At 46.6% G+C, this 23,573-nt stretch carries 19 protein-coding genes; 13 read left to right on the top strand and 6 right to left on the bottom strand.

The window, feature by feature from the left end; all coding sequences use genetic code 11:
• The first annotated feature begins 85 nt into the window (after positions 1 to 85).
• The 3 genes from QWY16_RS03370 to QWY16_RS03380 all read left to right on the top strand — a co-directional run bounded on the left by QWY16_RS03370 (position 86) and on the right by QWY16_RS03380 (position 2,239).
• Positions 86 to 862 carry an alpha/beta fold hydrolase gene (locus tag QWY16_RS03370; RefSeq protein WP_300991447.1) on the top strand — a complete coding sequence of 259 codons (777 nt, stop codon included), beginning with the start codon at positions 86 to 88 and terminating at the stop codon, positions 860 to 862.
• A gap of 123 nt (positions 863 to 985) precedes the next feature.
• Complete coding sequence (locus QWY16_RS03375; RefSeq protein ID WP_300991448.1) at positions 986 to 1,480, top strand: hypothetical protein; 495 nt, start codon at positions 986 to 988, stop codon at positions 1,478 to 1,480.
• Between the two features lie 123 nt (positions 1,481 to 1,603).
• Positions 1,604 to 2,239 (top strand): CPBP family intramembrane glutamic endopeptidase, encoded by a 636-nt coding sequence (locus QWY16_RS03380; RefSeq protein ID WP_300991449.1) that lies wholly within the window; start codon positions 1,604 to 1,606, stop codon positions 2,237 to 2,239.
• 651 nt (positions 2,240 to 2,890) lie between these two features.
• On the opposite strand, the gene QWY16_RS03385 is transcribed toward QWY16_RS03380, so the two are convergent.
• Positions 2,891 to 4,822 (bottom strand): S9 family peptidase, encoded by a 1,932-nt coding sequence (locus QWY16_RS03385; protein ID WP_300991450.1) that lies wholly within the window; start codon positions 4,820 to 4,822, stop codon positions 2,891 to 2,893.
• Positions 4,823 to 4,997: 175 nt separating this feature from the next.
• On the opposite strand from QWY16_RS03385, the gene QWY16_RS03390 reads away from it, so the two are divergent.
• Positions 4,998 to 6,182, top strand: a complete 1,185-nt coding sequence (locus QWY16_RS03390) for a CDP-glycerol glycerophosphotransferase family protein (protein ID WP_300991451.1) — start codon at positions 4,998 to 5,000, stop codon at positions 6,180 to 6,182.
• A 143-nt stretch (positions 6,183 to 6,325) separates the two neighbouring features.
• On the opposite strand, the gene QWY16_RS03395 is transcribed toward QWY16_RS03390, so the two are convergent.
• Positions 6,326 to 7,084 carry an SDR family oxidoreductase gene (locus QWY16_RS03395; protein WP_300991452.1) on the bottom strand — a complete coding sequence of 253 codons (759 nt, stop codon included), beginning with the start codon at positions 7,082 to 7,084 and terminating at the stop codon, positions 6,326 to 6,328.
• 145 nt (positions 7,085 to 7,229) lie between these two features.
• Here QWY16_RS03395 and QWY16_RS03400 point away from each other — a divergent pair, with 145 nt between their 5' ends.
• The gene (locus QWY16_RS03400; RefSeq protein WP_300991453.1) at positions 7,230 to 7,793 is read left to right on the top strand and encodes a TetR-like C-terminal domain-containing protein; all 564 of its coding nucleotides are present in this window, start codon (positions 7,230 to 7,232) and stop codon (positions 7,791 to 7,793) included.
• Positions 7,794 to 8,067: 274 nt separating this feature from the next.
• Entirely contained in the window at positions 8,068 to 8,853 is a 786-nt protein-coding gene (locus tag QWY16_RS03405) for a TerC family protein (protein WP_300991454.1), read from the top strand.
• A gap of 134 nt (positions 8,854 to 8,987) precedes the next feature.
• Here the strand turns inward: QWY16_RS03405 and QWY16_RS03410 are convergent, their stop codons facing one another.
• Positions 8,988 to 9,212 carry a hypothetical protein gene (locus QWY16_RS03410; protein WP_300991455.1) on the bottom strand — a complete coding sequence of 75 codons (225 nt, stop codon included), beginning with the start codon at positions 9,210 to 9,212 and terminating at the stop codon, positions 8,988 to 8,990.
• Between the two features lie 543 nt (positions 9,213 to 9,755).
• Between QWY16_RS03410 and QWY16_RS03415 the strand changes: the two genes are divergently transcribed.
• A complete protein-coding gene (locus QWY16_RS03415) occupies positions 9,756 to 10,454 on the top strand; it encodes a Na-translocating system protein MpsC family protein (RefSeq protein ID WP_300991456.1) in 699 nt (232 codons plus the stop codon).
• A 195-nt stretch (positions 10,455 to 10,649) separates the two neighbouring features.
• Positions 10,650 to 12,125 (top strand): protein adenylyltransferase SelO, encoded by a 1,476-nt coding sequence (locus tag QWY16_RS03420; protein ID WP_300991457.1) that lies wholly within the window; start codon positions 10,650 to 10,652, stop codon positions 12,123 to 12,125.
• 356 nt (positions 12,126 to 12,481) lie between these two features.
• Here the strand turns inward: QWY16_RS03420 and QWY16_RS03425 are convergent, their stop codons facing one another.
• A complete protein-coding gene (locus tag QWY16_RS03425) occupies positions 12,482 to 13,063 on the bottom strand; it encodes a biotin transporter BioY (protein WP_300991458.1) in 582 nt (193 codons plus the stop codon).
• Between the two features lie 585 nt (positions 13,064 to 13,648).
• On the opposite strand from QWY16_RS03425, the gene QWY16_RS03430 reads away from it, so the two are divergent.
• The gene (locus QWY16_RS03430; protein WP_300991459.1) at positions 13,649 to 15,274 is read left to right on the top strand and encodes a glycoside hydrolase family 13 protein; all 1,626 of its coding nucleotides are present in this window, start codon (positions 13,649 to 13,651) and stop codon (positions 15,272 to 15,274) included.
• A 291-nt stretch (positions 15,275 to 15,565) separates the two neighbouring features.
• Positions 15,566 to 17,548: a penicillin-binding transpeptidase domain-containing protein gene (locus QWY16_RS03435; RefSeq protein WP_300991460.1), complete on the top strand. Its 1,983-nt coding sequence runs from the start codon at positions 15,566 to 15,568 to the stop codon at positions 17,546 to 17,548.
• A 343-nt stretch (positions 17,549 to 17,891) separates the two neighbouring features.
• Here the strand turns inward: QWY16_RS03435 and QWY16_RS03440 are convergent, their stop codons facing one another.
• The gene (locus QWY16_RS03440; protein ID WP_300991461.1) at positions 17,892 to 18,332 is read right to left on the bottom strand and encodes a WapI family immunity protein; all 441 of its coding nucleotides are present in this window, start codon (positions 18,330 to 18,332) and stop codon (positions 17,892 to 17,894) included.
• A 220-nt stretch (positions 18,333 to 18,552) separates the two neighbouring features.
• Here QWY16_RS03440 and QWY16_RS03445 point away from each other — a divergent pair, with 220 nt between their 5' ends.
• From QWY16_RS03445 to QWY16_RS03455, 3 genes are read left to right on the top strand one after another with little or no spacing between them, the layout of a single operon-like run.
• On the top strand, positions 18,553 to 19,029 hold the full coding sequence (locus QWY16_RS03445) for a MarR family winged helix-turn-helix transcriptional regulator (RefSeq protein WP_300991462.1): 477 nt from the start codon (positions 18,553 to 18,555) through the stop codon (positions 19,027 to 19,029).
• Positions 19,026 to 20,750 (top strand): ABC transporter ATP-binding protein, encoded by a 1,725-nt coding sequence (locus QWY16_RS03450; RefSeq protein ID WP_300991463.1) that lies wholly within the window; start codon positions 19,026 to 19,028, stop codon positions 20,748 to 20,750. Before QWY16_RS03445 ends, QWY16_RS03450 begins: the two co-directional genes overlap by 4 nt.
• Positions 20,747 to 22,615: an ABC transporter ATP-binding protein gene (locus tag QWY16_RS03455; protein ID WP_300991464.1), complete on the top strand. Its 1,869-nt coding sequence runs from the start codon at positions 20,747 to 20,749 to the stop codon at positions 22,613 to 22,615. The genes QWY16_RS03450 and QWY16_RS03455 overlap by 4 nt, the downstream gene beginning before the upstream one ends.
• A gap of 52 nt (positions 22,616 to 22,667) precedes the next feature.
• Here the strand turns inward: QWY16_RS03455 and QWY16_RS03460 are convergent, their stop codons facing one another.
• Positions 22,668 to 23,507 (bottom strand): CPBP family intramembrane glutamic endopeptidase, encoded by an 840-nt coding sequence (locus tag QWY16_RS03460; RefSeq protein WP_300991465.1) that lies wholly within the window; start codon positions 23,505 to 23,507, stop codon positions 22,668 to 22,670.
• Positions 23,508 to 23,573 lie beyond the last annotated feature (66 nt).

A 23,573-nucleotide genomic window follows, 5' to 3' on the forward strand; every position in this document is an offset into this window, starting at 1 on the left:
TAGACGCCGGCAAAGCGGGTATAGAATAAAAAGACACAGCATGAAAAACCTGCGAAATCTTTAATTCACTGAAGGAGGAAAAGAAATGCCGGAATTCATATCAAACGGAGTTCGCTTGTATTATGAAGAAGCAGGGGAAGGGATGCCAGTGATTCTGCTGCATGGCCTGGGTTCGAGCCACGCCATGTTCAGGCAGGAAATGGATTTTTTGAAAAATGAATACCGGGTCATCGCTATTGACTGCCGGGGACATGGAAAATCAGACAAACCGGTGAAATTTACGCTGAACGACCATATTGAAGATGTCATTGCGTTACTTGATCATTTGGGCATTAAAAAAGCGCATATTATTGGCGTGTCCATGGGAAGCTATATCGCGCAAGGCGTTGTGCTGGCGCATCCAGACCGTGTGGAAAAGCTGGTATTAGTGGTATCGAAAGCCCACGGAAAAACGTCTTCCACCCAAGAATTACTGACCCGCTATGCCGATGAGCTGGAAGGAATCGAAGAACAAAAACAAATGGAATACTTGTCGAAATACGTCTTCCATAACTTGCCCGCCATTCAGAAATGGCAGGAAGAAATGGCGCAAATCGAACCTGAATTATCCCTTACGGAAATGGCCGCTGCCAATAAGGCATTGGAAGGATTTGATTTTCGTTCAGCGCTGCCGACTGTCACAGCCCAAACGCTGATCATCAGCGGCTCTTACGATGGATTGAATCCTCCAGTGAGGGGACAAGAACTGGCATCACTCATTCAGAATTCCACATTTGTCGAATTTGAGCAGTCAGGACATGCACCGAACGTAGAAGAACCGGAAAAAATTATAACGACCGTGTCAGCTTTTTTAAAGAAATAGTGCGAAAAAGCAGCTGATTTCTGGCTGCTTCTTTTTTAGTTAGACAAAGGAATTAAGAACCAAAAGACGAATTAAGTAAAATGAGCTGCGTAAAGAAGAGTGGAGAGGAGAACTGAAGCCGACGTGACTGGTTTTAAATTCAAAACGACTGAAGAGCATTTTAATTTGTTCGACTTCCATGATTGCCATATAAAACGCATTGAAGAAGAAAACGGGAATATTGTGCTTGAATTTGCATACGTCTATATTTCCGAACAGCACCCGCTCAATCCATATCCGGTCGCGAAATCAACAGGTCCATGCAAAGCCACTTTTACCGATGTTTCCACCCATCAGGCGATTCTCTATATTGAAGCTCAGCCAGCAGCCATTTATATAGAAGGCAAAGAAACCGAATTTGAAGAAGTGCCCGTTTCCCTTATTGATTTGGCTCAAATGGAAATAGTTAAATCTGCAAAAAAAGCAAATGAAAAAGGATTTATTTTTGATTTTTTTGGAATCGATTGGAAGACCTCAGAATTTTGTGGACTGGCCATTAAGGCTGAAGGGTTTATCCTTGAATGGGGTGAGTTCGAAGAAGATGCCTGGTATGTAAATTGGGATAGCGGTGAAAAGTAAAGCTCAGAAGAAGGTGAAATATGGATCAACTTTTAGGCTACATTAATTGGGTGATACCGAGTTTTTTTGCTTCTGGTTGTGTTGTATCTGCTTGTTCCCAAGAAACCCATTGAAATCAAAATCATGGTTTTAATCTTAGGATTTATTTTAGTTAGAGACAATATGTCGACTTTCAAGTTTTGGGAGTTTGGCTTAATACATAATCTACCGTGGATGCGGTTTACTGAAAATGGAATGGTGCTAATAACTTTAGGATTGATGTCATTGATTTTGACCGGGGGCATTGTCTTTCTGCAAAAAGATAGGCAAAAGCTGCTTTTCTGGATTAGTGATCAAAAACTGAAATCCTATTTAGTCGGAGTGGCAGGCGCCGCAATAGTGGTGCTTCCTTTTTGGCTGATTTATCTGGGGATGCCGCTGGAAGAAAGAGGGGGTTCTTTTCCAAAGGTGATTTTGCCGTTCTTATTGTTTTTTGCGTTATCGGGTAATTTGATGGAAGAAGTGTTGTTCCGCGGGTATTTGCAGGGATATTTTGAAACAGTCACCAGTTCTATCCGTGCAGCATTTTTAGCGGCTCTCTTTTTTTACGCAGGGCATATTTTTCTGGCCACGACAGTGACAGGCCTAGGATTGCCCCTTCTTTTGTTCACTCTTTATGAAGGGATCATCTGCAGTTTCGTTCAGAGGAAGCATGGAATTCTGCCTTCGACGCTGACTCATGGTTTGGCGATTTTCTTATTATCGGCAGCTCTTTTTTAAATTAACATTCAGGTGGAACAAAATACCCGCCGATCGAAATAGATTGACACCCGGCTCAATATGCTTTACTGTTAGAAACGCGATGAGCTCGTTTGCGTAAGACGGACCAGCAATCCTTTATTGGAACACGTTGTGGAACGTGGCTTGGACGCCGCAAATTTTCGAGACCACCTTGCCTTTGGGCAAGGTGGTTTTTTATTTATATAGAAGAAAACGGAGCAGCCTCATTAAAAGGGCTGCTCCGTTTTTAATTCAGTTGTAACAAGAAATCTTGACTACATAAGTTGAACTAAAGTATGTTCCTTAAATATATCGCTTCGGACGCTTCGGGCAGAGCTCCCGCAATGAGCCGAGAAGGACACTCGTCTCATCGCTCCGCTTCGCCCCTGGACGCGCCGGCGCTGGAGAAGCTTTCTGTAAAAATATATTCATATAGATAGCCTTTTGATGACTGCTCACTTAGATATGGAGCAAACCAGCGGAGACGTCCCCGGCCAAAAACATGTGCTCCTGCGCAAGCTCGTCGCAAAGCAATCAGCCGAAATGGTTCAGCCAATTGCTTCGAAGCTATTTTGCGAAATACCTATCACTATCACTATCAAATTATATAGTTCACCTAATAGAGATTTAAAGTTTTTCTCATTGCCGCTTTCAATCAGACAAGTTCTCAATAGGAACCGGCTCAATGTCATCAGCCGGCTCAAAGCCGAAGACTTTGCTGTAGAAATACAGTTCGGCTTCAATGGAACGTTTGATGTTTTCTGCCATCCGGAACCCATGCCCTTCGCCTTCGAAAGTCAGATAAGCGACAGGCAGGCCTTTTTCTTTCAAGGCATCTACCATGAGCTCTGCCTGGTTTGGAGGGACCACTTTATCTTCGAGGCCCTGCAAAAAAATGACGGGGCATGATAATTGGTTGGTAAAGTTGATGGGAGAACGGTCGTAATACAACTGCTTCGCTTCCGGATAGGCACCGAGCAAGCCTTCCAAGTATTTGGATTCGAACTTATGGGTTTCTTTCGCGAAAATCTCCAGTTCGCTGAGTCCGAAATAGCTGGCTCCTGCTTTATAGACATCCGTGAAGACGAGCGATGCCAAAGTTGTGTAGCCGCCGGCGCTGCCGCCAACAATGGCTGCCCGCTCTCCATCAACTTCTCCTTTTTCAATCAGGTAGTTGACGGCATTTGCGCAATCTTCCACATCGACCACACCCCAGTTGCCTTTCAAGCGCTCGCGGTATTCACGGCCATAACCGGTGGATCCGCCGTAATTGACATCGACGACTGCAAAGCCGCGGCTTGTCCAAAATTGGAATTCCAGATTAAGTGCCGAAATAGCGGCACTGGTGGGGCCGCCGTGGACCGACACCAGCAAAGGAGGCTTTTCGCCCGCCGGTGCTGCGTGATCCGAATTTTTAGGCCGGTAGTAAATGGCATGGGCGGTTTTGCCGCCTGCTGTTGGATATTCAATGGCTTCCGGGATGGATAGGTAATTTTCATTTAATGGCAAATCGGAAGCTGCCTTGACTTCTTCCAGCTGGCCATTCGCATCCAGCCTCACGACACGCGGAAAGTCTGTCGGCGAAGCAGTGATAAAAGCGGCTTCGCCGCCATTTGAATGGATGGAAGAGAAATAAGTGAACCGGTTTTTAACGGGCGTGACATCGCCGCTTTTGGCATCTATTGTGGCCAAGTGCATAATGCCGTTCTGCGCATACGATGCAAGAATGGTCGACTCATCCAGAAAAGCAAAATCTGCTTCGCCGAATACCCAGCTCGGACCGCCGAATTCCGCTTCCATCGGACAGACCGGTTCCGCTTCACTGCCGTTCAATCGCATAATGTTCCACCAGTTTGAGCGGTCAGAAAGAAAACAGAGCACGCCGCCCGGTGACCAGACCGGCTGTATAATCGATTCGTTCGAACCGCCTGCCACCATACGGGCATTGGAAACAGAGCCATCTTCATTCAAATCGGCCAGCCATAATTGTGTATCATCCCAAGGCATGTTAGGGTGGTTCCACGTCAAATAAGCCAGCTGCTTAAAATCTGGGCTGATGCGGGGATTTGAATAGAAATCATTGCCGGACAGAATAACGCGTTCGTTGCTGCCATCAAGGTCCATCACCACAATGGCTGTTTCTGCGTAAATGGAGGAGTTGGTATGGTCTTCACGGATCCAGTATAAACGGCCGCGAGAAGCATCAACCGCTCCATCGGCATAACGGCGATGCGGATCCGAGGTGATCGGTTGGAAATTGTGTTCTCCTTGCCGGAGATAAAGCAAGTTGTCATCAAAGTTGGAAAAATAGAGGTCTGTATTATGAACCACAAAAGGGGCACCGCCGTATTCATGGACGCGTGTGCGGACATTGAACGGGGAAGGCGTCAGTTCTATGGCCGTTCCATTTGCCGTTTTTTTCACCACTGTGTTGCGCCCTGCTTCTGCAGGCCGCTCTTCAGTCCAATAAAGGTCTTGTCCTTCTAAAACTGCGTTTACAATTCCGACAGTGCCCCGTGTAATCAAATCTGCCGTGATAGGTGATTTCCAACTTCCAAAAGGCGATGCAGCGGTTTGGCTCATGTTTAATCTTCCTCCTAATTTCTTTGAAGTTTTCTGGTTTAGCTGTCTTCATGTTACCATTATAACTTTTTAAATTGTTGGAAAATTAAATAAAATCTACTTTCCCTGCATAGACAGAGCAGGGAAAGTGTGAAAAAATAGAGCCACTATCTCATCTAAAGAAAAGAGTGAAGTTATGAAGCTGAAGGAAGAAGAGAGAGGGAAAAGGATCTTGTCGCCGTTTAAAATCGCTTTAGCATTTGCCGCTGCAAAATTGCTGAAAAACAGAAGCGGTAAACCAATAGTGCTGGTCGGCGGCAATCTTGGAGAAAAGTACGAAGATAATGCTTCGGTCCTGCATCAATATTTAAACAAGCAATATGCCGATACCATGGAGGTATACTGGCTTTACGATCCAAAAACGAATTATGCGGAAGAACAAGGAATACGTAATGCATTGGCCCTCGGCAGCTTCCGGAATTATTTCCTGTTCTTTCAAGCGGATTACTCTTTTCATGGCCATTCGATCCGATATGATCTTGCGCCTTCCGCACATAAATTTCTATTCCTGAATACCAAAACGGTCATGACGCATGTCAGCCATGGCATTGAAGGCTTTAAAAAGATTTTAATTCAAAAAGAAGATGTGCCGCTTTTAAAGCGAACGGACTTTTTTAATTGCGCGTCCCAGTTTGAAATGCGGATCAAACGGGACGAGTGGAAAATCCCTCAAGAAAAACTGATTGTGACCGGCTTTCCACGGTTTGACCGCTACACGGCCAATCAGCCGGCACCACATGTGAAGAAAGTACTGGCGATGATGACATGGCGGGAATGGCTGATGGAATCGGACAGCAGAGAATTTGAAAAAAGCGATTACTTTGTGCATACCAGCGAATTGCTGAAACACGCTGGAATTCAGGAGCTTTTGGAAAGCCAGAATATGCAAGTTACCGTAGCGCTGCATCCATTCATGCAGCGCTTTGAAAGCCATTTTAATGAAATCACTAGCGAGCGTGTCCACTTTATCGGCTTTGACCAGCTTTCCATTTCACAGGCCATTGAAGAAAATGACATGCTGCTGACCGACATCACCAGCGTGTCCTGGGATTTTCTCTATTTAAACAAGCCGATCATCTTTTATTTATTCGATCAGGAAGATTGGGAAAAGAAGCGCGGCATCTACATGGATTTGAATAAGGATTTGTACGGCTATAAAGCCAAAACGGTTGAGGAAGTTTATGAGTTTCTGAAAGAAATCGCTGTTGAAGGCGTCAACTTTAACAAATGGTACAGCATGGCACCGCAGTTCATCGATTTTTTTGACCAGAACAACTGCAAGCGGCTGACAGAAAGAGTGTTTGGGAAAAAGAATCAGTAAAGGCAAAACAAGCCGCTGTGTGGATACATTGCTTTAAGTATCCACACAGCGGCTTGTTTTATATTTAGAGTGCTGCTGGTTTAATTCGAGTCCAACATTTAGAGATACAATGTCTTCTCAACAGCATTAGAGAATTCCAATCCTTAATAAGCGGTCCAGCCGCCGTCGACACCGATCACTTGGCCATTTACGAAACTTGCTTCGTCTGAACCAAGGAAAACGGCCATGTTTGCAATTTCTTCCGGCTGCCCCGCACGCGGGTTCAATGCCATGCCAAGCTGTTGGCGGCCCATGCCCGCTTCGCTGATATTGCTCATTGTGCTGCCGATGTTTGTCATGACAGCTCCGGGCGCAATGCCGTTCGTGCGGATGTTTTTGTCCGCGTACATAAATGCCGTGTTTTTAGTCAATCCAACAACAGCGTGTTTAGATGCGGTATAGGCAGCGCCGGCACGAGCGCCGTACAAGCCGCCAGCTGAAATGTTATTGACGATGACACCGTGCCCTTGTTCAAGGAAAATTGGAATAGCAAGGCGCATAGCGTGCATGACTGCCGTCGTGTTGACCGCAAAAACACGCTCCCATCGTTCGTTTGAAATTTCCCCGACCGGTTCCATGCCATCCATGATTCCCGCATTATTCACAAGAACATCGAGTTTGCCGAAAGCTTGCTTCGTTTCTTCAAAAAGGCGGGTTAAATCGTCTTCAGAAGTGACATTTGTTTTAACAGCAATGGCTTCAGCTCCTGATTCTTTAAGGGACTCGGCAACTGCAGAAGCGCCTTCCAAATTCAAATCGGACACCACGACTTTCGCACCTTCTTTGGCGTAGCCTTCAGCAATCGCTTTGCCCATTCCTGAAGCAGCCCCTGTAACAATCGCCACTTTACCTTCTAATCTCATCCTCAAAACCTCCTGTTATTTTATTGAACATCTGTCTATTAAAAAGTATAGTGAAGGAAGAAAACGTTTTCAATAATCAAATAAAACCATACTGTTCAATAAACAACAAAACGTGAAAATCTGTTCAGTAAAAGGAGAATGAAAGATGCGAAGCGATTTGCGGGTGATCAAAACCAAACAAGCCTTAGAAGAAGCTTTATTGATTTTGTTGCAGGAGAAGGCCTTGAAATCAATTTCCATCACGGAAATCTGCCGATTGGCAAAAATCAACCGAGGCACATTTTATCTGCATTATGGCCAGATAGAAGATTTGTTTGAAGATTATTATAAGGAAATCATGAAAGACTTAACGGATTCTTATCAAGAACCTTACCGTCACACAAAAATTTTAAATCCCAGAGAACTGAATCCATCGACCATCCGCATTTTTCATCATATTGAAAAGTACAAACGGTTTTACCGGATTGTATTTTCCAAAACGGTGCCGATGTCTTATTACTACCTCTTATTCGATCAAGTTCGTGATTTGCTGAGAAAAGATATGAACCTGGCTTTAAAGCCGGAAATAGACTTCGCTATGCTGAGCGCTTATCAGGCAAATGCCATTCTCGGCATGGCCATTGAGTGGAGCAGAACGGATTTCCGGCAAAAAGCAGAAGAGTTGAATCAGCAGCTGGTATACATTTTGAATATCAATTTGGCTAACTAATCGATTGCTTGATGCCATTTGTTAATAAAAAAGTTGTGGCATTCGGTACCTATCATTTTTGTTCAAGCAGGATAGATGTTATACTAGCATTACAACTCAATAGACTTTGACTTTATGTCAAGGGGGAGTAGCTGTAGGGAAACCTATTTCACAGTCGTCAATACATGGTTCGTAGCCATCGGTTGTGATAGCAAACAATTTTGCTTAGCGAGACCTTTGCCTTTTATTAGGCGAAGGTCTTTTTTGCTGGCAAAAATTAGAAGGAGGATGAAAGATGGAAGCAATTTTATTGGAGTACGCATGGGTCCTGTTGGTTTTAATCGGTTTGGAAGGGCTCTTGGCTGCGGATAACGCGGTTGTTATGGCCGTCATGGTCAAGCACTTGCCGAAAGAGCAGCAGAAAAAAGCATTATTTTACGGGTTAGCGGGGGCATTCATATTCCGTTTTGCCGCGTTGTTCTTGATCACAATTTTGGTGAACATTTGGCAGATTCAGGCACTAGGAGCTGCATACCTATTGTTTATCTCGGCTAAGCACATTTACGATCAGCGAAAAGGCGAAAGCGATCATATCCTTGACGTTGAAAAAGCACCGAAAAAAGGTTCTGGTTTCTGGATGACCGTTTTCAAAATTGAAATGGCGGATATCGCGTTTGCGATTGACTCGATGCTGGCAGCTGTCGCACTTGCTGTTACATTGCCGCATTTGGATGTATTCGGGATGGAAGCTATCGGCGGCATCAACTCCGGACAGTTCTTTGTCATGCTTGCCGGTGGATTGATCGGTGTTATCATCATGCGATTCGCTGCACACAAATTTGTGAAGCTTTTGGAAAGCTATCCACAGCTGGAAACAGCGGCATTTCTTATCGTCGGATGGGTAGGGGTTAAACTTCTCGTTATGACCTTGTCCCACGAAAAACTAGGAATTCTGCCGCATGATTTCCCACATTCAACTCCTTGGACCATCTTCTTCTGGACCGTGTTGATTGGAATCGTGGTTGTAGCTGGATTGCTTAGCGTTAAGAAGAAAAAAGAGGCGGAAGCCGGAAGTAAATAATGGCAAAAGAAAAGGAGTCTGCTTGAAACTAAGCAGGCTCCTTTTTGTGTGTTACGAAAGGTTTTAGTCTTTATCCGCTGGGCATAGAAAAGAATAGGCGTTTTACTGAAATTAACAAAACGGACTTTTCTGTTCTAATGCGCGGGATTGATGAAAATTTCCTCGTGAGTGGCCAACTGCTGCACAGAAGTGCAGTGTGGACAGATGGTATAACCTTTTTGTGTTTGAAGCGATTCAATGTAAGCGAGACAATCTTTGAATTCCCGTTTTTCAATCGGTGTTGTCGTGAACCCGCACCGGTCTCCGGCAAAGACTCTTTGGTGAATGGTTTTTGTCGCGTGATCGATCAAATATTTCACTTCCTGCACTCCTTTCTATAAGAAAAGGCAAGGTTTTCCACAAACATCTTATCTTTAGCTTACTTAATAGAAGAAAGAATGAGTAGTGTCTAACAGTCTATTTTTATTAGAAAAATCAGATTTCTTTCTAAGAAAACAGCTTAAAATAAAATCTTTAATAGGTATTTTTAGCTAATTTCAGTCTGGGTCATTAAATTTTGCTGCATATTGATGAACATCCAGAATCACTTAATGAGAGGATCGGATTTGATGCCAAGGGAATATGGTGGACATTGAAAAGGAATTGTTCAAGAATAAAGCCACCAAAGAATTGAGGCTGGCAAAGTGTTCTTAAGTGCCGGATGCTGAATTCTGTTGATTTCGAAATTATTTTAAAAAGCCTCTGCTGGATGTATTTCTTAACTCGGATTTCGACGCAGACAGAGGAATAAGAGCCTGTATGCTTAAACTTCATACAAAGTAAGGCATATTAACCCTGTATCTGTTCCTGTATAATGAAACCAAATTAGTGAAATGCGGCTTTCAAGAAAAGGAGGCGTTTAGATGACAAAGGAAAAAACACTTCAATCTGAAATCAGCAGTTATCTGTCCAGCTTGCTGCGCGAGCATTTCGGAAAAGGCCCGACTTCGGTGTTTGCCACGATTGCAATCCCTTTTATCACCATCCATTTCCGCGGGTTTTTATCGCCGATGGAAAAAGTGCTGATGAAACAAAAGGAAGAACAGCGCATATTGGAGACAAGAGATTTGATGATGAATGATTTGAAATCGGAAATCATCCTTTCACTTAGTAAATATTTGGCGATAGATGTCAAAGAACTTTATGCAGACTGGGACCTTGAAAAAGAAACAGGCCTCATTATTGGCGTACTGGATGCAGGTTTGAACAGAGAAACCATCGAGTGGCCGAAAGAGGCAGATGAAAAAGCATTCCAGGAAAAAATAAATGAAGCGAGCAAAAGAGCGGAAAAAGTGCCGGGCAGCACGGATACTTTTTGGTTGAGTGACCGCACCATCCTTGTGCGGCGTTCAAAGATTTTAGTGCAGATTGAAAAAGAGCTGATCAGGAACGGTTTCGAGGAACAATTGAAATTGGCTAAACGGCCACTTGAACATAGAGTGTTGGAAGAAGCCAGACTGGAAACAGTCCTTAAACGCCAAATCAGCGAGACGTTTTTAGATTGGAACTTTGATAAGGACCTAGGATATATCGTGTTCTTATTAGAACCAAAGAATTCGTGAATGCGTGATCAATTCTTATAGCAGCTTTTTTATATAAGAGGATTGTTTGAATGGGAGATAGAAGTTTAGAACGCCAAGTGCTGAGTCATCCGCTGCTGAAGCGGGTATAGTAAGAAATAGAAGGGTTTCCGACCGGGAGCCTCTTAATAGAACAAGCAGACAAGTTTTTATTTATATAGAAGGAAGGGAGATATTATGACACAGCGGAAAGAAAGAACGGAGACCGGGTGGAATTTGGAAAACAGTTATGCCCGCCTCCCAAAAGCATTTTTCACCAACGTAAAACCGCATCCTGTGAAGTCTCCGAAGCTAGCTGCTTTAAACGAGCCGCTGGCAGCATCGCTCGGATTGAATATAGAAGAACTGAAGAGCGGAAAAGGCATGGAAGTACTTGCCGGAAATGAAATTCCGGAAGGTGCGCTGCCGCTTGCGCAAGCTTATGCTGGCCATCAATTCGGCTATTTAACCATGTTGGGGGATGGCCGTGCGGTATTGTTAGGTGAACAAATCACGCCGATAGGCGAGCGCTTTGATATCCAATTGAAAGGATCCGGACGCACGCCTTACTCGCGGGGAGGCGACGGCCGGGCAGCACTTGGGCCGATGCTCCGCGAATACATCATCAGTGAAGCGATGCATGCACTCAGCATTCCGACCACCCGCAGCTTAGCGGTGGTGGCGACCGGTGAGGAAGTTAGACGTGAAACCAGTCTGCCGGGGGCTGTTTTGACCCGTGTTGCGGCAAGCCATCTGCGTTTTGGGACATTCCAATATGCAGCAGGAGTCGGCGACATTGACAATATTCGGGCATTAGCCGATTATGCAATCGAGCGCCATTACTCGGATGTAAATCTAGGTGATAACCGTTACCTCGGATTTTTCAGAGAAGTGGCGATGCGCCATGCGTCGCTCGTTGCGAAATGGCAGCTCGCTGGGTTTATCCACGGCGTTATGAATACCGATAATATGACCATCAGCGGCGAAACAATCGATTACGGGCCATGTGCTTTCATGGACACCTACGACCCGACAACAGTCTTCAGCTCGATTGACCATCATGGCCGCTATGGTTACGGCAACCAGCCGCAGATTGCGGGCTGGAACTTGGCGCGTTTCGCTGAAACTTTAATTCCGTTATTGCACGAAGAACAGGAAGAAGCGGTGAAGCTGGCACAGCAAGTGCTGTCCGATTACATCAAAACATATTACGCCCATTGGCTCTCGGAAATGCGCGCGAAGCTGGGAGTGTTCAATGAAGAATCGGCGGATGAAGTGCTGGTGGCGGATCTGCTGAATCTTATGAAGGAATACGATGCAGATTACACCAACACTTTCCGTGCGTTGACGTTTGATCAGCTTGAAGATACAGTGCTGTTCGGCAAGCTGGAGTTTACTGCCTGGACTGAACAATGGCAGGCAAGGCTGACACGGCAGAAACAGTCAAAAGAACAGTCGCATGAGTTGATGCGAAACAGCAACCCGGCAGTGATTCCGCGGAATCATCGGGTGGAGGAAGCATTGGAAGCGGCAGTGCAAAAAGGCGACTACAGCGTTATGGAGAAACTGTTAAAGGTTCTTGCCAATCCATATGCCCATTCTGAAGAACAAAAAGAATACAGCACATTGCCTCCGGAATCACCGGATTCCTATCAGACATTCTGCGGGACATGAAAAAACGGCTAATCCTTAGTGGATTAGCCGTTTTGGTTTGTTGGGGAAGTTTAGTGTTGCCAGTATAGCTGATATTCCGCCAACCAGCTGCGAAGCCATTGGCCGAAGCTACTTCGGACGATGGCTTTGCGACGAGCTTGCGCAGGAGCACCTGTTTTGTGGCCGAGGTTTGTGAGGCCAAGTCTTTGCGACGAAGCTAGCGCAGCGATGCAGGAGCACACGGTCTTCGCTAGCGAGCGAGGAGGCTTAGGACCGCACTCCTCGGAAAGCGCCCGCCCTGGAGCGAAATGAAAAAAGCCGCCGAAAGTTTCTCGACGGTTTAGGCTGGCTAATCCTTAATGAGTTAGCTATTTTTGTTACCTGAACTTCTGAATAATCGGGCGCAGGCGGAATCCGAAGAGGCCGGCAAGCACTGACAGGATCAAGTCTTTTGGAAGCGGTACGGCCATCCATGCCCAAGCCATTTGGTATGTGAAGCCTTCGGGTGCAGCGAACCATAGCTTATAAGCTGCATACATCCAGTTGGTGCCAAATACGTAGTTGACGACAAGGCCGGCAAGCGCTGCCATGACAAAACCGATGCGGGTAGGGAATTTATTGGCAATCCAGCCGCTTACTAACGCAATCAGGACAAACGACAAGATAAAGCCGAATGTCGGGCTGATTAAGGTATCCATTCCTCCTGAGAATCCGGCGAACACCGGAACTCCGGCTAGGCCGATAAACGCATAGACAACCATGGAAAAAGCGCCCATTCGGCTGCCAAGCAAAAGGCCGGCAAGGATAGCGAAAAACGTCTGAAGTGTGATTGGTACGCCGCCGATGATCAGAAACGACGAAATATTCGCGCCGATGGCCATGAGTGCCGCAAACATGGCGATATGTATTAAATGCAAAGTCTTGGAATGATTGGCCGTTCTGGTTGTGGTCGTTGTCATAGTTTCCCTCCATATTTTCAAGCTATTTTCAGTATAATAAGTCTTTTTATTTGAGTCAACTTATTTTTTTTTTAGGTTAACACAAAGAATTTTATAATATAAGCTGTATCTTTTGTAATAGCCTAAAATCGTTGTAAACTGTAAATAAAATCAAGGTTTCAGGAGCGAAGAACGTGGAACGATGGAAGATTTAAACTGCCTATTTTAATGAGGTAAATGTTCACCAATATGTGCGAGGAATAATCGACAAAGCACTGTCGAATTATGCTATTATGACAGTCGGCGAAATGCGGAAAATCTTAAAGGTAGGAATTATCCCTTCACAGACAAGGAAAGAGAAATTGCGTTAAACCCTTTTTAAACTGTTGTTTTTTTATCACAAAATATTAGTTTAACGTGAATAACTTATTCATCAGCGGGTATGTTCTAAAAACTATTAAATTCACTGCTGCCGCTTAAAATTGTTGCTTAGACCCTGGCTAGAAAGATAAAACTAAACGGAGGAAACGGGAGCGCGAAACTTGTGTTTGACCTGCCGGGTTGATCAACTCGGATTGTGTGATCGTTTTTAAAGGAGTCAGCAAGATGAACAGAAAATGGTGGAAAGAGTCGGTTGCTTATCAGGTATACCCGCGCAGTTTTAAAGATTCAAATGGCGATGGCATTGGAGATTTAGCAGGAGTGACCAGCAAGCTCGATTATCTGAAAGAACTTGGAATCGACGTCATTTGGATTTGTCCCATGTACAAATCGCCAAATGATGACAATGGCTATGACATCAGCGATTACCAGGAAATTTTGGAAGAGTACGGGAATATGGAGGATTTTGACCGCCTGCTTGATGAAGTCCACAAGCGCGGCATGAAACTCATTATTGATTTAGTGATCAATCATACAAGCGACGAACATCCCTGGTTTATGGAATCCCGCTCATCAAAAGACAATCCGAAACGGGACTGGTATATTTGGCGGGATGAGCCGACAAACTGGGAAAGTATTTTTGGAGGTCCCGCCTGGGCTTATGACCAACAGACAAAGCAGTATTACTTGCACTTATTTTCCCAAAAGCAGCCCGATTTGAACTGGGAAAACCCGGAGGTGCGCAAAGCATTATACGATATGGTCAATTGGTGGCTTGCCAAAGGAATCGATGGATTCCGCGTGGACGCCATCAGCCACATAAAAAAAGAGTTTAGTGACATGCCGGATAACATCGATAGAGCTTATATCCCGGCTTGGGAGAAAATGATGAATGTCAAAGGCATCCAGCCGCTGCTTGCCGAACTGCGCGATGAAACGTTTGCGAAACACGACATCATGACCGTGGGGGAAGCGAATGGCGTAAATGTAGATGATATCGGAGAATGGATCAACGAAGATGACGGCAAATTCAATATGGTATTCCAGTTTGAAGACATGGGATTATGGAGCGCAGATTCAACACACGGCGTTGATGTCCGCAAGCTGAAAGAAATCCGTTCACGCTGGCAAAAAGGTGTAGAAGGCAAAGGCTGGAATGCGCTGTTCATTGAAAATCACGACAAGCCCCGCATGGTATCAACTTGGGGCAACGACCGGCAGTATTGGCGCGAAAGTGCAACGGCATTTGCCTGCATGTATTTCTTCATGCAAGGTACTCCGTTCATTTACCAAGGCCAAGAAATCGGCATGACAAATGCTCCTTTCGAAGAAATTGAACATTACAACGATGTGCGAACCCATAATTTGTATTTCTACAAACGCGCAACCGGCATGATGCATGAAGATGTCATGACGCTGGTCAAAGCAACCAGCCGTGACCATTCGCGGACGCCGATGCAATGGGACGCGAGCCCATACGGAGGATTTTCAATTGAGCGCTCATGGCTTGGAGTCAATCCGAACCACAACTGGCTGAACGTCGAAGCACAGAAAAACGATCCGCATTCGGTCCTGTCATTTTATAAACAGATGATTTGGCTGCGGAAGCATATGGATGTGCTGGTGTATGGACGCTACGATCTTGTCGAACTCGGACATGAATCGGTTTTCGCCTATACCCGTGAAGATGAACACGAAAAAGTGCTGGTGGTGACAAACTTGGCACAGCATGCATGCTGGTGGGACGAACCGGAAGACGGAACTTTATTATTAGCAAATTATAAAGAAATTGATCCCAATCAGTTATTCCCTTACGAAGCACGCGTGTATAAAGTGAAACTCAATCAGTGAGGGTTTCCACTGATTGTTAGTTGAACCAATCGGGCTTTTACGGACAGTGGAGCTTCCGCTTGGAAAAGCGGGAGTCATACTGCCCGTTAAAGCGGGATAAAATGAAAAAATGAAACAAAAGATAAAAAAAGCTGTCCTATTGGTGGACAGCTTTTTTGCGGGAAAAAGTTTCTTCAATCAAGCTAGAATGATTATTTGGTTTATGCTTGTTTTAATAAAGTGCGCGGAGTAAAATCCATTTTCATATTCGGAAATTATTGGTAAAATAAAGCAAGAAGTGGAGGGCGAAAAATGAGAAAGAATTGGGTTGGACTATTAATCCTGGGACTGTTTGTTTTTCTGGCTGGCTGTTCCCAGCAAGCGACGCCGGAAGACCGGCTGGAAGCATACATAGGCCATTGGAATAAAGGCGAGTTCACTGAAATGTATGATGGATTTTTGAATGATGGCACGAAGAACGCCTATGACAAAACGCAGTTCGTCGAACGCCAGCAAAAGCTGAAAGAAGACCTCGGCATCGAGAACCTTGAAGTGAACTATACGAAACCGGCGGAAGACACGGAATGGAAAGCGGAACAGCCGGCGGATTTCCCGGTTCAAATCAAAATGGACACGATTGCTGGACCGGTGAAATTTGAAAAAACCTTGACGCTGCTCCACGAGAAGCACGGAGAAGCAGAAGACTGGTTCGTTGAATGGGATCCGTCATTCATTTTCCCGCAGCTGGAAGCGGAAGATGAAATCCGCATCGACTCGATTGAAGCGGTGCGCGGAGAAATCCTGGACCGCAACGGGTTGGGTATTGCCATCAACGGCGGTGGTTATAATATCGGCGTTGTGCCGGAAAAGTTCACGGATAAAACGAAGAAAGCGGAACTGGCAAAAATCCTGAACCTGACTGTCGAGGAAATCGACGCGGAACTGGGGCAAAGCTGGGTCAAACCGGAATTGTTTGTGCCGCTCGCGAAAATCGCGCGCAACAATACGGAAGTACTTGATAAAGCTATTGCCATCCCGGGAGTGGCTGCACAGCAAGTGGCGATGCGTGAATATCCATACGCAGAAGCGTTGGGGCATTTAACAGGTTATATCGGCAGCATCACCGCGGAACAATTGGAAGAACGTAAAGGCGAAGGCTATACATCGGGGGATCAAATCGGCCGCCAAGGACTGGAGCGTGCACTGGAAAAACAGCTGCGCGGCAAGAACGGTGTAAGAATCTGGATCGACAAACCGGCTGAAGGAGCAGAAGCAATTACAGTTGCCGAACAGCCGGTAACAGATGGAGAAACCGTTACATTGACAATCGATGCGGAACTGCAGAAAAAAGCATTCGCAGCGATGAAAGGCGAACCGGGAGCAGCAGCTGCAGTCAATCCGGACACCGGAGAAACCTTAGCGCTTGTTTCTTCACCAAGCTTTGACCCGAACGAATTTATGCTCGGCATCAGCGGAGATCGTTTTAAGGAACTGGAAGCAGATCCGAAAACGCCATTATTCAACCGTTTTGCACAAGCTTATGCTCCGGGTTCCACATTAAAACCGGTAACGGCGGCAATCGGCATGGAAGCAGGAACATTGGATCCGGCAGAAGGCCTGGAAATCAAAGGCAAGACTTGGCAAAATGTCTCACGCCTGCATCCGGAAGCGCCAAACCCGATTGATCTGAACAAAGCGCTGGTGTACTCGGACAATATCTACTTTGCGCAGCAAGCCGTGAAAATGGGCAATGAAACATTTGTCGAAGGATTGAAGAAATATGGCTTCGGGGAAGACATTCCATTTGCCATGAATCTAGCGGCTTCCCAAATTTCCAATGACGGTACAATCGATTCTGACGGGCAGCTGGCAGCGACCTCGTTCGGCCAAGGGCAGATGCTGACGAACATACTGCATCTCGCTGCGATGTACGAACCTTTCCTGACCGACGGCAAGATGTACAAGCCGACCCTACTATTGGATGAAGAAGATTCGCAAGTATGGAAAGAAGGCTTGATTTCAGCGGAAAACGCAGCAACGCTCCGCACCGGCATGCGAAAAGTGGTCGTTGACGGCTATGCCCAGTCGGCGAACGTTCCAGGTCTAGCACTCGCAGGCAAAACCGGAACAGCGGAACTGAAAGCGGCAGGAGAAGAACGGGGCAAAGAAAACGGCTTTTTCGTGACGTATAACGAAGACAAGCCGGATATGCTACTGGCGATAATGATTGAAAACGTCGAAGACAACGGCGGTAGTGATTACGTCGCTGAAATGGCGGCACAGATATTTAAATAAAGAAGAAGCAGCGCAACAATCCAGGAGCAGTACGGTTTTCTCCGCTGGTTGGCTCCATATCTAAAGAGTAAGCACAAACATTCGAGAGCTTTCCGAAACCATCACACTTTTAGAGAGTCTCTAGAAGTGGTAAAAGAGAGCTGAATGCAGCGGAAGGCGGCGACTTCTGCGGGAATAGGGTGGGTCCTGAGACCCCGCAGGGAGCGCCAGCGAGCGAGGAGGCTTAGGCCGCCCCCCGCGAAAAGCGTCCGCTCTGGAGCGAAATGAAAGAAGAATATAAGAATTTCTCAACAACCTGAAGAAGCAGCGCTAAATGCGCTGCTTCTTTTTTCTTTCTGTTTCATTAAATACTATCGGCTTTCCCAATCACTGGAAAAGCTTCCAGTACAGCATCGAGCTCATCAATCAGAATCCGTAAATAGCTCTGGTCCGATTCAAAGTCGCAAGACAGCTGCGCACCCGTGCCAACGGGATAAAGAGTTTCAAGAATCCAGGAAATCTTGCCAAGTGAATTCATCGAGCCGGTCAGATGGATATAGTTATCAAGATTTTTTAAGATGGCAGTGCCATGCAGCCGTTCATTCATATCTCTCAGCCCGTCGACAAACTCTTTCAGTTCATCGGTTCTAAGATCCGCTTCAAAATGAACGACATATCCCGGGATTTCCAGATGGATGATGGAAGCTACCCAATTGGCATCCCAGTAATCCCGGCTGTCCGGATAATTACGCTGCAATACGTCGATTTCCAATTTTGTTTCGTTGCCCAATACATGAAACTTCAATTTACCCACCTCGGTCAATTTAACTATGCTTTTACTTAGTCTATCAATAAAGCAGATAAAAAAATAGAGCGAGAGCTTGGGAAAAGGGAAACGCGTTTCAAGCTCCCCAATTGCCAATCCAACTCTTTGACTCCCTGCACAATAAGGAGTAAATTTAATCTATCCAAAACGAACTGTTCGATTTGGAACGGTTTTAGAACGGAAGGAATGAAAATGGCCAATGAATCAGGATAATGAAAAACTAATGCGTTCCATCCGGTTGATGCGGTCGTTCAGACGAGTGCAGAAGAATATGATGTGCTTAGACCAGCAAACAGCAGCGCGAAACGGCTTGTCGATGCCGCAATACGCCATTTTGATGACCTTGGCAAAACGTCAGGATATGACACAGAAAACCGTAGGGGAAGTCAGTTTTCTGCCGAAAAGCACTTTGAGCCAGGCAGTTGATGGCTTGGCGCGGGAAGGCCTGCTCGAGCGCCAGCAAGTGGAAGACAACCGGCGGGAAATGGGCTTGGCTTTGACCGCTAAAGGCGAAGCGCTGGTCCATGCCATCCACAGCCAGCAAGGCGGAAGCCATCAGCGGTTCCAGGAAGCGGTGGAATCGTTGACCGATGAACAATACGAAAAACTGCTGGAACTCCATCAGCACATTTCGGCGCATTTGGAAATACGTGATTTAGAGGAGCAGCGCAGATGATTAGAATCCTAAAAAACTTAAGCGTCTATAAATGGCTTGTAGTTGCTGTGACGGTTCTTATTTTTGGCCAGTCGATGGCGGACCTTTTTTTGCCGACGCTAATGGCGGACATCATTGACAACGGCGTAGTAAAAGGAAATATTCCGTATATTTGGAGCATCGGCGGCTGGATGTTATTGATTTCCGCACTGGGGGCAGCCGCTTCGATTGCGGCAAGCTTTTATTCGTCAAAAGCGGCCATGGGCATGGGACGGGACCTTCGTTTGAAAGTGTTCAGCCATGTAGAAAAATTTTCGCTGCAGGAATTTGATCGAGTCGGAACGGCATCACTGATCACCCGGACAACGAATGACATCACGCAGATTCAGCAAGTGGTCATCATGCTGCTGCGCATGGTCATCAGCGCACCGATCATGCTGGTCGGCGGACTAATCATGGCGATTTCAAAAGACGCCAAATTGTCGCTGGTCATTGTGGGAGCCATGCCGTTTTTGGTAGGTTCGATTTTATTGATTTTCAAAAAAGGGATGCCGTTGTTCCGGGAAGTCCAAAGACGCCTCGACCGCTTGAATTTGGTGCTGCGGGAAAACCTGACTGGCATCCGTGTCATCCGGGCGTTCAACCGCGAGACGGAAGAAAAAGCGCGGCTCCAAAAAGCCAACCGCGAGCTGACGGATGTATCGATCCGGGTCAATAAAATCATGGCGTTCATGATGCCGGTGATGATGCTTATCATGAACTTGACGGTTGTAGGAGTAATTTGGTTCGGCGGCATCCGCATCAATAATGGGGCAATGCAAATCGGGGATTTGATGGCCTTTATTCAATACGTCATGATGATCATGTTTGCTCTTGTTATGGCGTCGGTGATGTTTGTCATGGTTCCGCGTGCAGCTGTTTCAGCGAACCGCATCAACGAAGTGCTCGACATGAAACCGGCGTTTGAAGACCTGGGCACTGAAGCAGCGGACTTTGAACCCGGCACTCTCGAATTTGAAGATGTGACATTCAGCTATCCAGGCGCTGAAAAACCGGCGCTGTCCGGAGTAAGCTTTAAAGCGAATCCTGGGGAAATTACCGCAATCATCGGCGGCACCGGTTCCGGAAAATCGACGCTGATCAATTTGATTCCACGGTTCTATGATATTTCAAGCGGTGCAATCCGCGTCAACGGCGTCGACATCCGGGATGCCTCACAGGACGAAGTGCGCTCAAAGCTCGGCTTTGTGCCGCAAAAATCCATTCTTTTTACCGGTACGATTGCGGACAATATCCGTTTCGGGAAAGAAGAGGCGACGCAGGCTGAATTGGAGCATGCCGCTTCGATTGCGCAGGCAACCGAGTTTATCAGTAATTTGAAAGAAGGCTACGATACCGAAATCGAACAAGGCGGCTCGAATTTATCCGGAGGTCAGAAACAGCGTTTGGCGATTGCCCGCGCGCTCGTCCGAAAACCGGACATCTATATCTTCGACGACAGTTTTTCGGCACTTGATTTCAAGACGGACGCTAAGCTCCGCCGAGCATTGAAAGGTGAAACAAAAAACGCTACGGTGCTATTGGTGGCACAGCGCGTCAGTACTGTGGTCGATGCAGACCGTATCATTGTGCTGGAACATGGTCGCATAGCCGGCATGGGAACACATGAGGAATTGATGAACAGCAACGAAGTCTACCGGGAAATCGCCTATTCCCAGCTGTCAGAGGAGGAGATCGCATGAGTACGGAAAAACGGCCTCAAAGCGGCAGACCCATCAGACAGGGACCTGGGCACGGTCCCCCTGGCGGCATGATGCTGCCAGGTGAAAAACCGAAAAATTTCAAAGCGAACTTCAAACGTCTGCTCCGCTATTTGAAGCCGCGGCGCAACCGATTGATTGCGGTGTTCTTCGCAGCGATCCTAAGCACAGTGTTCTCGATTGTCGGGCCGAAACTTACAGGCGATGCCATTACGGAATTGTTTGAAGGGGCATACGGCAAACTGCAGGGAGTGCCGGGAGCGGCGATTGATTTTGGTGCTATCGGACAAATTTTGTTATTGCTGACGGCCTTATATATTTTCAGCAGCCTTTTCAGTTATTTAATGCAATACATCATGTCGACCGTGGCGCAGGATACGGTTTATGACCTGCGTCAAGACGTCAATAAAAAACTGGAAAAGCTGCCATTGAATTATTTCGACAGCCGGCCAAACGGAGAGACCTTGAGCCGCATGACCAATGACATCGATACGATCGGCAGCACGCTGCAGCAAAGTTTGACGCAGTTTATCACGTCGATCGTCATGCTGGTCGGAATCATTGTCATGATGCTGACGATCAGCCCGTGGCTGACATTGATTGCGTTTGTTTCGTTGCCGCTTTCAATCTTCGTTATCCAGCCGATTTTGAAACGGTCGCAAACGCAATTCGCCAACCAGCAGCGTTCACTTGGTGAATTGAACGGCCATATTGAAGAAATGTATACTGGCCATCCAGTCGTGAAAGCGTTCGGCTATGAGGAAAAAGCGGTAACGCAGTTTGAGAAAGTGAACGATGAATTATACGATGCCGGCCGGCGCGCACAGTTTATCTCAGGGATTATCATGCCGCTGATGACGTTTATCGGCAATTTCAGTTATGTACTGATTAGTGTGGTCGGCGGGATTCTGGTGACGCAGCGGGCGATTTCCATTGGGGATATCCAAGCGTTCATCATGTATTCGAAACAGTTCACGCAGCCGATCATGCAGACCGCCAATATTGCAAACATCATCCAGTCGACCATTGCAGCGGCGGAACGTGTCTTTGAACTGCTTGATGAACCCGAAGAGAAAAAAGAAACGGCGACCGTCTCTTTGGAACGGGCGAACGGAGCAGTGGCGTTCGAGAACGTCGACTTTGGCTACGGCGATGACCTGTTGATCCACAACATGAACATCACAGTGACGCCTGGCCAGACAGTGGCCATTGTCGGGCCGACCGGAGCCGGCAAGACGACGTTAATCAACTTGCTGATGCGGTTCTATGAACTCAAAGGCGGCAAGATTGAAATCGACGGACTCGACACCCGTGAATTGTCCCGCAGTTCACTGCGGAAAAGCTTTGGCATGGTGCTGCAGGATACCTGGCTCTTCAACGGCACCATCAAAGACAATATTGCTTACGGCAAAACCGGCGCAACAGATGAAGAGATCTTCGCGGCAGCGGATGCAGCGCATGCAGATCATTTCATCCGCACGCTGCCGGAAGGCTACAACACCGTGTTGAATGAAGAAGCATCGAATATTTCGCAAGGACAGAAGCAATTGCTGACCATTGCGCGAGCCATTCTGGCAGATCCGCCGATCATGATTCTGGACGAAGCGACATCGAGCGTCGACACCCGCACCGAAGTATTTATCCAGCGGGCGATGAACCGCCTGATGGAAGGGCGCACGAGCTTTGTCATCGCCCACCGTCTGTCGACCATCAAAGATGCCGATTTGATCCTGGTCATGGATAAAGGGAATGTCATTGAACAAGGCACCCATACCCAGCTGCTCGAGAAAAACGGCTTTTATGCCGATTTGTACAATAGCCAGTTTTCCGAGAAAGTGGCGATCTAAACCAAAATACCAAAGAACCCGCCCAACGATTCGTTGAGCGGGTTCTTTGCAGTTAATGGCCTTGGCTTTTTTTATTCATAAACACCACGCTGCGGTTCTTTTTCCATACCTCTTCTTTAGCGAGCCAAAAGGCGAAGAGCCCCAACAGCAGCGTGCTGACTGCAAGGACGATGGCGTTCGGCATAACTTTTTCGGCGATGTCAGCCGCTTCTTGAATGCGGATTGCTTCAGGCCATGCCGGAGCATACGCCATCGTCAAGGCAAAGAATGCATTGTAAAAGATGTGCAGGAGAATCGGTGCAAGCAAGTTGCGGGTCTTCAAATACAACAACGCGGCAATAATCCCGAACAGAAAAGAACCGATGATATCGTCGTGCGCGAGCCCGAACAGCAAACTCGAAATCAGGATGCCGCCCCATCTGGATGTTTTCATGGTCATCCGGCTTAGCAGCACGCCGCGGAAGATGAATTCTTCAGCGACTGGCTCGAGGAAGATCAGCAGGCCAATGGTGATAGCGAGGTAAATCGGGTCTTCCGGCAAAGCGATCGGTTCAAGCAAATAAGCGGCCCAGTCCGGTGAAACCGGCAAGAAGACATAGAGCTGGAGCCAAAACAAGCTTAACGTAAAGGCGATTGACAGCACAATCAAGCCAATCACGGAAGCAATCCAGCGCTCGGCACCATCTGTAAAAACAAAAGTAGAAACCGACACGTTTTGCAAGCGGAACTGATACGTAAAGAACCAGAAAGGAACAATGCCGTAAACAGCAACCGACAGCAAAACCGCTTCCAAATCTTCACTCAGAGGAAAAACGGTCGTAGCATAAACCATAGAAAGATAAACAGTGAGCGTAATCCCGACAATATAGCGAAACTTCATTTTCTGGAACATTCGTGCACCCCTTATGTAGAATAAATCCAGTATAGCAGGTAGTTAGCCTTATGGAACGAAAAATAT

It is taken from the genome of Planococcus shenhongbingii (assembly GCF_030413635.1).
Lineage (GTDB): Bacteria > Bacillota > Bacilli > Bacillales_A > Planococcaceae > Planococcus > Planococcus shenhongbingii.